The organism is uncultured Microbacterium sp. (genome assembly GCF_947632095.1).
Taxonomy (GTDB): Bacteria; Actinomycetota; Actinomycetes; order Actinomycetales; family Microbacteriaceae; genus Microbacterium.
In genome coordinates, this window is record NZ_CANROA010000021.1 from 25,718 (window position 1) to 38,057 (window position 12,340).

Sequence of the window (12,340 nt, forward strand, 5' to 3'; positions counted from 1 at the left end):
TCCGGAAGTTAATAGATAATCACGTGCGGACAGCGGCCGGTAGGCTGTCGGCTATGTCATCCTCCGCCGGCCTGCCCGTGAACCGGACGCGTCCGCGCGATCGCAAGCGCCGCATCCAGGAGGCTGCCGCCGCCGCATTCGCCCGCAGCGGGTATCACGCCGTCGGCATGCAGGACATCGCAGACGCCGTCGGCATCTCCGCGCCGGCGCTGTACCGGCACTTCCCGAACAAGTACGCGCTGTTCGTCACCACGGCCTTCGCCCTCGTCCGCCAGTTGATCGACGCTACGGCGGATGCCGCCGAGCAGCCCATCGAGACGGCGACGGATGCCCGCGCCGCTCTCGACGAGCTGCTCGACGACGTCATCGCGACGACGATCGACCTGCGCACCATCGGCGGCATCTATCGCTGGGAGGGCCGTTACCTCGAGCGTGATGACCGCGAGCGCCTCACGGCGGAGTTCCGGATGCTGCGTGAGAGGTTCGAGGAGCCGCACCGGCTCTATCGGTCGGACATCGACGAGCACGAGCGGCGGCTCATCGCGCTCGCCGCGCTCAGCGTCGTCGCGAGCGTCACCGCGCACCGCACGGTGGTCGCGATGCGAAGCTTGCGGGCGCTGTTGAAGGAAGCCGCCTGGCGGATGCTCGACATCGACCCGACGGTCGCATCTTCGGTACCCGCCGCGGGCGATCTCCTCGAACAGAGGGATACCGCTTCCGGGAGGCGCGAGCAGCTCGTCGACACCGCGATCCGGCTGTTCGCCGAACGCGGGTACAACGAGGTCACGATCGAGGACCTCGCCGTCGAGGTCGATCTGACGCCCTCCGGCGTATACCGGCATTTCGATGGCAAGCCGGCGGTGCTGCTCGCCGCCTGCGATCGCGCGGCGGTCTCGCTCGAGCGGGCCGTGCTGCACGTCCGCGAGTCGTCGCTCACCCCCGATGAGGCGCTGCGCCGACTCTGCCGCGCCTATGTCGATCACTCCTTCCGCAACCTGGCGCTGATGCGGATCTACTTCTCCGAGCTGGGCAATCTCGCCCCCGAGGACCAGCGTCGCCTGCGCGCGATGCAGCGCGCCCACGTCGCCGACTGGACCGCGCTGCTGCAGGCTGTGCGTCCCGAACTCGGCGGCCGCGAAGCGGCGGTGCTCGTGCACGCCGGTTTCAGCGTCATCACGGATCAGATGCCGCTGCTCGCCGAACGCGATGACGCCGTCGCGGCTCGGCTCGCCGGTTTCGTCGAGGCCGTGCTCGGCATCTGAGCCCGCGCTTCCCGGAGGAGAGGCGGGTTCCAGGGGCTACTTTCCCTTGCCGTGCAGCATCGGGATGAGCTTCGCGACGAGATGCATGTCGCGGTCGCTGCGATCCATCGTGAGCAGTTTCATCGCGGCATCCCGTGTCTGACGGGCCACCGACTTCGGAACGCTGAACTCGCGCAGCCCATCGGCGCCGTGGATGCGTCCGAAGCCCGAGCCCTTCACCCCGCCGAACGGCAGGGCGGGAATCGCAGCGAAGCCCAGCACGGAGTTGATCGTGACGACGCCCGCCCGAAGACGGGCGGCCACCGCCTCGCCCGTCTTCGCGTTTCGGGTGAAGACAGCAGCTCCCAAGCCGAAGTCGGTCGCGTTCGCACGGGCCACGGCCTCATCGAGGTCGGCGACGGCGTTGATGACGACCGTCGGCCCGAAGGTCTCGGCTCGCACAGCATCCGACTCCTCCGGCACGTCGACGAGGACGACCGGGGCGACGTGCCGGCCGGTCACCGACTCCGGTCCGCCGAGCACCGCACGGCCGCCCCGGGCGACGGCATCCGCGATGTGGTCCGCGATGATCTCGGATTGCGACGCGAGCGTGAGTGGGCCGTACGCCGGAGCCTCGCCGTCGAATGAGAGCCGACGGGCACGATCGACGACCTTCTCGACGAGCGCGTCGCGCACCGAGCGCACCGCATACACGCGCTCCACACCGACGCAGGTCTGCCCGGCATTGCCGAATCCGCCGAACACGATGAAGTCGGCCGCGGCATCGAGGTCGGCATCCGCTGCGACGATCAGGGCATCCTTCCCTCCGCACTCCGCGACCAACGGCGTCAGCGTCTCGGCGCACGCGGCCATGACGCGCTTGGCGCTGGCCGTCGAGCCCGTGAACGCGACCTTGTCGACGCCGGCGCGCACGAGCGCCGCGCCGGTGGTGCGGTCGCCCGTCGTGACCTGCAGCACGGGATGGTTGCAGACTTCGCTCCAGCGCTCTTCAATCCAGCGGGCCGTCCCGGGGGCGAGCTCACTGGGTTTGAAGACGATGGCGTTGCCCGCCGACAGGGCGTACGAGATCGAGCCCATCGGCGTGTACAGCGGGTAGTTCCAGGGACCGATCACACCGACGACCCCGTGCGGTTCATAGCGCAGCGTCGCCTTCTGGTTGTAGTTGATGATGCCGGCCTTGATGCGGCGGGGCGTCAGCACGCGGTGGGCGTTCTTGGCCGCCCAGTCGAGGTGGCCGAGCGTGAGCATGACCTCCAGCAGAGCGTCCCCTTCGGGCTTGCCCGTCTCGCGCGAGATGATAGCCGCAAGCTCTGCTGCACCGCGTGCGATCGCGCCCTTCCAGGCGAGGATGACGCGCTTTCGGCCGTCGAACCCCTGCGCCGCCCACCACGTGGCGGCAGCGCGGGCGGTCTGAACGCGCTCGGCGACGCGGGCATCGTCTTCGAGGGCGTATTCGGCGATCACGCTGCCGTCGCGCGGATCATGCGCGACGAGACGGGCGGATTCTTCTGCACGGGTGATGGTCATGGCGGGTTCCTCTTGCTCTTCATTGAGAAAAAGTTAATGACAATTCACGTTAGCCCCGTTGTTTTCCCGGGGCAAGAGGCGGTGAGATTTTTCGAATCATCGTTAGAATGCCGGAATGACGACGGAGCAGACCTCGAAGTCGGCGCGCACGCGCCAACGGATCCTGGATGCCGCGGCACAGGTGCTCAGCCGCAAGGGCTACGCGGGCACGCGGCTGACCGACGTGGCCGAGGCCGCGGGCGTGCAGGCACCCGCGATCTACTACTACTTCGCGTCGCGCGATGAGCTCGTCGAAGAGGTCATGTGGGCGGGCGCGCACCGGGTGCGCGTGCACGTCGAGGAGGTGCTCGCGGGGTTGGAGGGCGCGGCAACACCCTCCGATCGCATCCTCGCCGCCGTCGACGCCCACCTGCGCTACGAGCTGCAGATCTCGGACTACACGACCGCATCGGTGCGCAATGCCGGCCAGGTTCCCGAGCACCTGCGCGTGCGGCCCGCTGCGGAAGAGGGGGCATACAGCAGGCTGTGGCGCGAGCTCTTCCTCGCCGCGCAGGACGCCGGAGAGCTGCGCGACGGCGTTGACATCAACGTGTTCCGGCTGCTGCTACTCGGGTCGATGAACTGGGCCGTGGAGTGGTGGAACCCCCGCACCCGCTCGCTCGATGATCTCGTCCGCGGCGCGCAGGACATGGTGCGCTTCGGCACCTTCGCCCGCCCCTGACACGCCTCCGCCCTGCATAACTCCGGAGATTTTCTGTGCTTCCGTGATTTCGCAGCCGCGAAACCGGCGTTTCTCCGGAGTTATGCAGCGGTGGTGCGCGCTGCGCGCTGTGCGAGGGCCGGCCCTGAGTCGGCGGGGCAACGGTGGGAGTGACGGAGAGGTCAGCCGAACATCGCCAGTCGCTCCTGCAGCACCCGATGCGCCTGCGTGACCGTGCGGTGGACGACCTCGCCCGCGGTCGGGATGTCGCGGATGAGGCCCTGCACCTGACCGACCGTCCAGATCCCCGCATCCAGGTCGCCGTCCTCGAACACCTTGCGCCCCCGGGCTCCGGCGACGAGCGGCTGCACGTCGGGGAACTGCCCGCCCTCGGCGAGGATCCTCACGACCTCGTCCGATACGGCGTTCTTCGCCACCCGCGCGGTGTTGCGCAGCGACCGGAAGATGAGGTTCGTGTCGAGCTCGCTCGCCTCGACGATCCGGTCCTTCACGCTCTGCGCGATCGGCGACTCCACGGTCGACATGAACCGCGACCCCATGTTCACGCCGTGGGCGCCGAGTGAGAGTGCCGCCGCCAGCCCCCGCCCGTCGGCGAAGCCGCCGGAGGCGATGAACGGGATGTCCAGAGCATCCGCCGCCGCCGGGATCAGCACGAGCCCGGGCACGTCGTCCTCGCCCGGATGGCCCGCGCACTCGAATCCATCGATCGACACCGCCGTGACTCCGACGGCCTGCGCCTTGAGCGCATGCCGCACCGAGGTGCACTTGTGGATGACCATCACCCCGGCATCGCGGAACTGGTCCATGTGCGGCTCGGGGCTCGACCCCGCCGTCTCGACGATCGTGATGCCCGCATCGATGATCGCCCGCCGGTACTCGTCGTAGGGCGGCGGGTTGATCGACGGCAGGATCGTCAGGTTCACCCCGAACGGCTTGTCGGTGAGGGCGCGCGCCCGAGCGATCTCCTTCGTCAGATCCGCCGGCGTCGGCTGGGTGAGCGCGGTGATCATGCCGAGACCACCCGCTTCCGAGACGGCTGCGGCGAGTTCGGCGCGTCCGACCCACATCATCCCGCCCTGCACGACCGGATGCTCGATGCCGAGCGCCTCGGTGAAGGGGGTGCGCAACCGCGGCTGCTCATTCATAGGTCTCACCCCGCTCGGCGCGGGTGATCAGCGATGCGGGCGGGGCGAAGCGCTCGCCGTAGACATCGGCGAGCTCGCGGGCCCGGGCGATGAACCCGTCCAGGCCGCCGTCGTACTGGTTGACGTACTGCAGCACGCCGCCGGTCCAGGCGGGGAATCCGATGCCGTAGATCGAGCCGATGTTCGCGTCGGCGACGGATGTCAGCACGCCCTTGTCGAGGCAGTCGATCGTGTCCAGCGCCTCGGCGAACAGCATCCGCTCCTGCAGGTCCACCAGCGGCAGCACGGTGCGTCCGGATCCGTACTTCTCGCGCAGGCCCGGCCAGATGCCGGCGCGCCGGCCCTCGGGGGAGTAGTCGTAGAACCCGCCGCCGGCCTTGCGGCCGGGCCGCTTCGCCTCGTCGACGATCCAGTCCATGACGGCCTCGGACGGATGCTCCGTCCACACGCCACCGTCGGCCTCGACGGCGGTGCGGGTCTCGATCCGGATCTTCTGCGACAGCGAGATCGTCAGCTCGTCCAGCAGCTGCAGCGCTCCTGCCGGGTAGCCGGCTTGGAGGGCCGCCTGCTCGACGGATGCCGGTTCCACGCCCTCGCCGACCGCGGCGACCGCCTCGGCGATGAACGTGCCGATCACGCGCGAAGTGAAGAATCCGCGGGAGTCGTTGACGAAGATCGGGGTCTTGCGGATCTGCTGCACGTAGTCGAACGTCTTCGCCAGCGCCTCGTTGCCGGTGTTCTCGCCGCGCACGATCTCCACGAGCGGCATCTTGTCGACGGGGGAGAAGAAGTGGATGCCGATGAAGTCGTCCCGACGCTTCACCCCCTCCGACAGCTGGGTGATCGGCAGTGTCGACGTGTTCGAGCCGAGCACGGCATCCGGCCGTACGGCGTCCTGGATCTCCTGGAAGACGCTCTGCTTGACCGGCATCGACTCGAACACGGCCTCGATGACGAAGTCCACGCCGTCGAAGTCGGCGGCGTCGGCAGTCGGGTGGATGCGGGCGAGCAGCGCCTCGGACTTCTCCGGGGTCGTCTTCCCCCGAGCGAGAGCCTTCTGCTCCAGCATTCGGGAGTAGTCCTTGCCCTTCTCCGCCGCCTCGACGGAGACGTCCTTCAGTACCACGTCGATGCCGGCCCTCGCCGAGACGTAGGCGATGCCGGCGCCCATCATGCCGGCCCCGATCACGCCGACCTTCGTGGCGGTGAACTTCGGGAACGGGGAGCCGTCGGATGCCAGCGGCCGGCTGCCGCCGGCGTTGATCTCCTGCAGGTCGAAGAAGAACGCCTTGATCATGTTCTTCGCGACCTGGTCGTGCGTGAGGCTGACGAGGTAGCGGGTCTCGATGCGCGACGCCGTGTCGAAGTCGACGTACGCGCCCTCGACGGCGGCGGCGAGCGCCGCGCGCGGCGCCGGCATGGGCGCGCCCTTGAGCTGTTTGCGCAGCAGGGCGGGCAGCGCCGGCAGCATGCCGGCGACCGACGGCGACGAGACCGCGCCGCCCGGCAGCCGGAAGCCCTTCTCATCCCACGGCACCACCGGGGCCGGATTCGCGGTGATCCAGGCGCGCGCCCGATCGTGGAGCTCGGCGAGCGGCGCCGTCTCGTCGACGATGCCGACGGCGACCGCATCCTCGGTGCGGAACTTCGTCGCCGGCAGGATGACCTCCTGCAGCGCCTTCTGCAGTCCCAGCATCCGCACCGTGCGAGTGATCCCGCCGCCGCCGGGGAGCAGGCCGAGTGAGACCTCGGGCAGGCCGAACTGCGCGCCGCGGGCGTCGGATGCCGCGATCCGGTGGTGGCAGGCGAGGGCGACCTCGAGCCCGCCGCCGAGCGCGGTGCCGTTGAGGGCGGCCACGACAGGACGGCCGAGCTGTTCGAGACCGCGCAGCAGCGCCTTGACGTGGTCGATGTGCGCGGTCTCCTCGGCGGCCTTCGCCGGGTCCGCCGCGCGCAGCAGGTTCAGGTCGCCGCCGGCGAACCAGCTCTTCTTCGCCGAGGCGAGGATGACACCGGCGATGCTCTCGCGCTCGGCCTCGAGCCGGTCGACGGTCGCCTCGAGGGCGGCGGTGAAGTGCGGGTTCATGGTGTTGACGGACGCATCAGGGTCGTCCATGGTCACGGTGACGATGCCGTCGGCATCCCGCTCCCAGGCGTATCCGGTGTACGTCTCGACGTTCTCTGCGATGCTCATGGTTCCTCCTCGAACCCTCGGGCTCAGACCCGCTCGATGATGGTGGCGATGCCCATCCCGGCGCCGACGCACAGCGTCGCCAGGCCCCGCTTCAGGCCCTGGCGCTCGAGCTCGTCGAGCAGCGTGCCCAGGATCATGGCGCCGGTGGCGCCCAGCGGATGCCCCATGGCGATGGCTCCGCCGTTGACGTTGACCCGCTCGTCCGGGATGCCGAGATCCTTCTGCCACTTCATGACCACGGCCGCGAAGGCCTCGTTCAGCTCGAACAGGTCGATGTCGTCGACGGTGAGGCCGGCCCGGTCGAGGGCCTTCTGCGTCGCCGGCGTGGGACCGGTGAGCATGATCGTTGGCTCGGAGCCGGTGACGGCGGTGGCGATGATGCGCGCTCGCGGTTTCAGGCCCGCGGCCTCGCCGGCCGCGCGGGATCCGATCAGCATGAGGGCGGCGCCGTCGACGATGCCCGACGAGTTGCCCGGACCGTGCACATGCTCGATGCGTTCGACCGCGTGATACTTCTGCAGGGCCACGGCGTCGAACCCAGCCTGCGCGCCGACCGTCGCGAAGCTCGCCGGCAGCTGTCCGAGCGACTCGACGGTCGACTCCGGGCGGCGGTGCTCGTCGGTCTCGAGCAGGGTGACGCCGTTCATGTCGCGCACTGGGACGATCGACTTCGCGAATCGTCCTTCCTGCCAAGCCGTCTCCGCGCGCTCCTGCGAGCGCGCCGCGAACGCGTCGACGTCCTCGCGGGTGAAGCCCTCGATCGTGGCGATGAGGTCGGCGCCGATGCCCTGCGGCACGAAGTAGTTGTCGTAGGCGGTCGTCGGGTCCTGTGCGTAGGCGCCGCCGTCCGAGCCGATCGGCACGCGCGACATCGACTCGACGCCGCCGGCGAGCACGAGGTCCTCGAAGCCGGATGCCACCTTCTGCGCGGCGAGGTTCACGGCCTCCAGGCCCGAGGCGCAGAACCGGTTGATCTGCACGCCGGCGACGGACTCGGGCAGCTCCGCCACGAGGGCGGCGGTGCGGGCGATGTCGCCGCCCTGCTCGCCGACGGGCGAGACGACGCCCAGCACGATGTCGTCGATCTCGTTCGCGTCGAGCCCCGGGTTGCGGTCTCGGATCGCGTCGATCAGGGCCACGACGAGGTCGACCGGCTTGGTGGCGTGCAGCGCCCCGCCCTTGTTCTTGCCGCGCGGGGTGCGCACGGCGTCGTAGATGTACGCGTCAGTCATCTCTTTCACATCCTTGTCTCAGAGCCCGAGGTCCCGGCCGACGATCTCTTTCATGATCTCGGTCGTTCCCCCGTAGATGGTGGTGATCCGCGCATCCAGGTAGTCCTGGGCGATGCGGTACTCCTGCATGTAGCCGTATCCGCCGTGCAGCTGCAGGCAGCGGTTCACGATGTCGACGTACTGCTCGGTGGTGTGGAACTTCGCCGCCGAGGCATCCGCCGCCGACAGCTCGCCCGCGCAGTGCTGGCGGATCGCGCGGTCGACGAACGCCCTGCTCGCCTGCGTCGCGGTGACCATGTCGGCGAGCTCGAACCGGGTGTTCTGGAACGACCCGATGGGCTTGCCGAAGGCGGTGCGGTCCTTGACGTAGTCGAGGGTGTGGGCGAGCACGCCCTCGCTGGAGGCGACGGCGCCCGCCGCGATCGACAGGCGCTCCAGCGGGAGGTTGCGCATGAGGCCGGCGAAGCTCGCGCCCTCCTCGCCGAGCAGGTTGACTGCCGGCACGCGCACGTCCTCGAAGATGAGCTCGCTGGTGTCCTGCGCGTGCAGGCCGACCTTGTCGAGGTTCTTGCCGCGGCTGAAGCCGGGCATGCCGCGTTCGATGATGAGCAGGCTGAGCCCGCGGTGCGGATCGGGGGACGTCCGCACCGCGGTGGCGACGAGGTCGGCGTTCTGACCGTTGGAGATGAAGATCTTGGAGCCGTTGACGATGTAGTCGTCGCCGTCGCGCACGGCGGTGGTGCGGATGCCGGAGAGATCGCTGCCCGTGCCCGGCTCGGTCATCGCGATCGCGGTGATGAGCTCGCCGGATGCGATGCCGGGCAGCCACCGCTGCTTCTGCTCGTCGTTCGTGAGGTCGGTGAAATAGGGGATGGTGATGTCGTTCGACAGGGCGATGCCGGCCATACCGCTGGAGACGGGGTTGCCGGCGAGCTCCTCCGCCATGATCGCGTTGAAGCGGAAATCGTCGGATCCGCCGCCGCCGTACTCCTCCGCGATCGAGTACCCGAGGATGCCGGCCTCGGCCGCCGCGGTGAACAGCTCGCGATCGACGACGCCGGAGGCATCCCACCGCTCGGCGTGCGGTTTGGCGTGACGCTCGACGAACTCCCGCACGATCTTTCGGAACTCCTCGTGATCGTCGTCGTACAGCTCTCGTGTCAGCGCCATCATCGGCCTCTCTTCCTCCGCCTCATCGCGGGTCACAGTTTTTATTATGCATTCAAAAGTTTTGGAGTCAACACCGGAGTCTGGCTGATCGAATGCCTTGCGCGGACGCAGAAGTTTAATGAAGATTAGAGAAATCAGGGGATCGAAGGAGATCATCATGACGCACCCCGACGGACCGCTCTCCGGCCGCACGGCGCTGGTGACCGGCGCGAGCCGTGGCATCGGCCTCGCCATCGCCCGCCGACTCATCATGGAGGGGGTGTCCGTCTGTGTGACCGCCCGCCGCGCCGAGGCGCTCGCCGACGCGGTCGCGGAGCTCGGGGAGCGGGCGATCGGCGTGGCGGGAGCCGCCGACGACCCCGCGCACCGCGAGGAGGTGTTCGCGCGCATGACCTCGGAGTTCGGACGCCTCGACATCCTCGTCAACAACGCCGGCATCAACCCCGTCTACGGCCCGCTCGCGGGCCTCGACCTCGATGCCGCTCGGAAGGTATTCGAGGTGAACGTCATCGGTACCCTCGCCTGGACGCAGCAGGCCGTGCGCGCGGGCCTGGGCGAGCAGGCATCCGGCGGCGCGATCGTCAATCTCTCCTCCGTCGCCGGCGATGTCCCCTCGCCCGGCATCGGCTGGTACGGCGTGAGCAAGGCCGCCGTCAGCCACCTCACCCGCACGCTGTCGGTCGAGCTCGCGCCGCGGATCCGGGTCAACGCGGTCGCGCCGGCTGTCGTGAAGACGCGGTTCGCCGAGGCCATCTACGAGGGCCGCGAGGACGAGGTCGCCGCCGCTTACCCGGCGGGCAGGCTCGGCACCCCCGACGACGTGGCGGATGCCGTCGCCTACCTGTGCGGCGATGGGGCGGGGTGGATCACCGGCCAGGTGCTCACGCTCGACGGCGGGCTCCTGAATGCCGGAGGAACGGCGTGAGCGACCTCGTCGCGCGCACGCGCGCCTTCATCCGCGACGTCGTGATCCCGGCGGAGCCCGGATGGGGCGAGACTCTGGCGGATGCCGCGCTCGCGGACCTGCGCGCCCAGGCGAAGGAAGCCGGGGTCCACGCCCCGCATGCCCCGCGCGAGTACGGCGGCCGGGGGCTCGCGCTGCCGGAGTGGTCGCCGGTGTTCCAGGAGGCCGGCTACTCGCTGATCGGGCCGGCGGTGCTGAACTGCATGGCCCCGGACGAGGGCAATATGCGCCTGCTCGAGGTGGTCGCCACCGACGATCAGAAGGAGCGCTATCTGCGTCCGCTGGTGGCGGGCGGCATCCGCTCGTCGTTCGCGATGACCGAGCCGCATCCGGGCGCGGGGTCCGACCCCGACGCCCTTGCGACGCACGCCGAGCGGGTCGATGGCGGGTGGGTGATCCGCGGCGAGAAGCGGTTCATCTCCGGCGCCGACGGGGCGGCGTTCGCGATCGTCATGGCGCGAACGGACGCCGACGGCGATCACCCCGCCGGCGCGACGATGCTGCTCGCGCCGCTCGACGCCGACGGGGTGCGGATCGGCCCCGGCATCCGCACGATCGAAGCGGCGATCGCCGGCGGGCATCCGCACGTCGTCTTCGACGGCGTCTTCGTGCCGGATGCCGATGTGCTCGGCGCGCCGGGGGAGGGCTTCCGGTACGCGCAGGTACGGCTCGGGCCCGCCCGTCTCACGCACTGCATGCGCTGGCTGGGGCTCGCACGCCGCGCGTTCGACACGTGCCTGGACCGGGCGAACGGGCGCGAGCTGTTCGGCTCGCGCATCGCCGATCTCGGCGTCGCGCAGGCGATGATCGCCGACAGCGCGATCGACATCGAGACGTCGGCGGCGATCATCGACCGGGCCGCCCGCGTGCTCGAGGACGACCCGCGTGCGGGAGCCGCGCTGTCGTCGATCGCGAAGGTGCACTGCTCGGAGGCGGTGTTCCGCGTCATCGACCGGGCCGTGCAGCTGTGCGGAGGCGACGGGGTGAGTTCCGGACTGCCGCTGATCCAGTACCTCAACGAGGTGCGGCCGTTCCGCATCTACGACGGGTCGAGCGAGACGCACCGGTGGGCGATCGCGCGGCGCGCCGCGCGCGCCAGGCAGCGGGAGACGGATGCCGGCGCCGCTCGCCTCGACCGGGTGGGAGGCCCCTCATGAGCGGCGACCGCGAGATCGTGCGCACCGCGACCGAGGCCGCACGGCAGGAGCGCCCGCCGCTGCTCGTGCTCGATGCGCTGGCGGCGCGTCTGGCCGCCGCGGGCCTGGGCGATGCATCCGACGGCGGCTCCGGCATCCGGGTCGCGCGCATCGGCGAGGGGCATTCGAACGTGACCTTCCTGCTGGAGTGGGGTGGTCGGCGGCTCGTGCTGCGCCGGGGGCCGCGGCCGCCGCATCCGCCCTCGGCGCACGACATGCTCCGCGAGGCGAGGGTGCAGACCCTGCTCCGGGCGGAGGGCCTCGCGGTGCCCGAGATCCTGCACGTCTGCGACGACGAGAGCGTGCTCGGTGTGCCGTTCTACGTGATGGAGCACCTCGATGGCGAGGTCATCACCGATCGGATGCCCGCGCACCTCGACGACGACGAAGGACGTCAGGCGATGCCGTATGCGGCGGTCGACGCGCTCGCCGCACTGCACGCGCTCGACGTTGGCACCGGCGAGCTCGCGACCCTGGGGCGCCCGGACGGATACCTGCGCCGCCAGGTCGACCGCTTCTCTTCGCTGTGGCCGACGGTGTCGCGGCGCACACTGCCCGAGGTCGACGCGCTGGCGGTGTGGCTGGGGGAGAACCTGCCGCGCTCGCCGCGGGCATCCGTCGTGCACGGCGACTTCCGCATCGGCAACCTGATGTTCGCCCGCTCGGGGCCGGTACGGGTGCAGGCGATCCTCGACTGGGAGATGGCCACCCTCGGCGACCCGCTCGCCGACCTCGGCTATCTCGTGGCGACGTACGCGGACCGGGATGCCGCGCCCACCCCCGCTGGATCTGACGACCGTGACGCGCGGCGACGGGTGTCCGCGCCGGGCGGACCTCGTCGAGCGCTATGCGGGCTCTTCACGAACGAGGGTGTAGCGCTGGTCTGAACCCTCCGGCTTCGAGCAGCGACCGGGCGATGTAGTGGGTGA

Annotated in this window: 10 protein-coding genes; 5 read left to right on the forward strand and 5 right to left on the reverse strand. The window is 69.8% G+C overall.

Annotated elements, in window-relative coordinates; genetic code table 11:
- The first annotated feature begins 53 nt into the window (after positions 1 to 53).
- Positions 54 to 1,262 carry a TetR/AcrR family transcriptional regulator gene (locus tag Q0Z66_RS07355; protein WP_298039622.1) on the forward strand — a complete coding sequence of 403 codons (1,209 nt, stop codon included), beginning with the start codon at positions 54 to 56 and terminating at the stop codon, positions 1,260 to 1,262.
- Between the two features lie 36 nt (positions 1,263 to 1,298).
- Here the strand turns inward: Q0Z66_RS07355 and Q0Z66_RS07360 are convergent, their stop codons facing one another.
- The gene (locus Q0Z66_RS07360; protein ID WP_298039625.1) at positions 1,299 to 2,789 is read right to left on the reverse strand and encodes an aldehyde dehydrogenase family protein; all 1,491 of its coding nucleotides are present in this window, start codon (positions 2,787 to 2,789) and stop codon (positions 1,299 to 1,301) included.
- Between the two features lie 115 nt (positions 2,790 to 2,904).
- On the opposite strand from Q0Z66_RS07360, the gene Q0Z66_RS07365 reads away from it, so the two are divergent.
- Complete coding sequence (locus Q0Z66_RS07365; RefSeq protein ID WP_298039628.1) at positions 2,905 to 3,510, forward strand: TetR/AcrR family transcriptional regulator; 606 nt, start codon at positions 2,905 to 2,907, stop codon at positions 3,508 to 3,510.
- 161 nt (positions 3,511 to 3,671) lie between these two features.
- Here the strand turns inward: Q0Z66_RS07365 and Q0Z66_RS07370 are convergent, their stop codons facing one another.
- From Q0Z66_RS07370 to Q0Z66_RS07385, 4 genes are read right to left on the reverse strand one after another with little or no spacing between them, the layout of a single operon-like run.
- Positions 3,672 to 4,655: a nitronate monooxygenase gene (locus Q0Z66_RS07370; RefSeq protein WP_298039631.1), complete on the reverse strand. Its 984-nt coding sequence runs from the start codon at positions 4,653 to 4,655 to the stop codon at positions 3,672 to 3,674.
- A complete protein-coding gene (locus Q0Z66_RS07375; protein WP_298039634.1) occupies positions 4,648 to 6,849 on the reverse strand; it encodes a 3-hydroxyacyl-CoA dehydrogenase NAD-binding domain-containing protein in 2,202 nt (733 codons plus the stop codon). Before Q0Z66_RS07375 ends, Q0Z66_RS07370 begins: the two co-directional genes overlap by 8 nt.
- A gap of 23 nt (positions 6,850 to 6,872) precedes the next feature.
- Positions 6,873 to 8,081, reverse strand: coding sequence for an acetyl-CoA C-acetyltransferase (locus tag Q0Z66_RS07380; protein ID WP_298039636.1), 1,209 nt, complete (start codon positions 8,079 to 8,081; stop codon positions 6,873 to 6,875).
- Positions 8,082 to 8,099: 18 nt separating this feature from the next.
- Positions 8,100 to 9,287, reverse strand: coding sequence for an acyl-CoA dehydrogenase family protein (locus Q0Z66_RS07385; protein ID WP_366938979.1), 1,188 nt, complete (start codon positions 9,285 to 9,287; stop codon positions 8,100 to 8,102).
- A gap of 121 nt (positions 9,288 to 9,408) precedes the next feature.
- Here Q0Z66_RS07385 and Q0Z66_RS07390 point away from each other — a divergent pair, with 121 nt between their 5' ends.
- The 3 genes from Q0Z66_RS07390 to Q0Z66_RS07400 are packed head-to-tail and all read left to right on the forward strand — an operon-like array spanning position 9,409 to position 12,298.
- Positions 9,409 to 10,176 (forward strand): SDR family oxidoreductase, encoded by a 768-nt coding sequence (locus Q0Z66_RS07390; RefSeq protein ID WP_298039638.1) that lies wholly within the window; start codon positions 9,409 to 9,411, stop codon positions 10,174 to 10,176.
- The gene (locus Q0Z66_RS07395) at positions 10,173 to 11,372 is read left to right on the forward strand and encodes an acyl-CoA dehydrogenase family protein (protein WP_298039640.1); all 1,200 of its coding nucleotides are present in this window, start codon (positions 10,173 to 10,175) and stop codon (positions 11,370 to 11,372) included. Before Q0Z66_RS07390 ends, Q0Z66_RS07395 begins: the two co-directional genes overlap by 4 nt.
- A complete protein-coding gene (locus Q0Z66_RS07400) occupies positions 11,369 to 12,298 on the forward strand; it encodes a phosphotransferase family protein (protein ID WP_298039641.1) in 930 nt (309 codons plus the stop codon). Before Q0Z66_RS07395 ends, Q0Z66_RS07400 begins: the two co-directional genes overlap by 4 nt.
- The last annotated feature ends 42 nt before the right edge of the window (positions 12,299 to 12,340 follow it).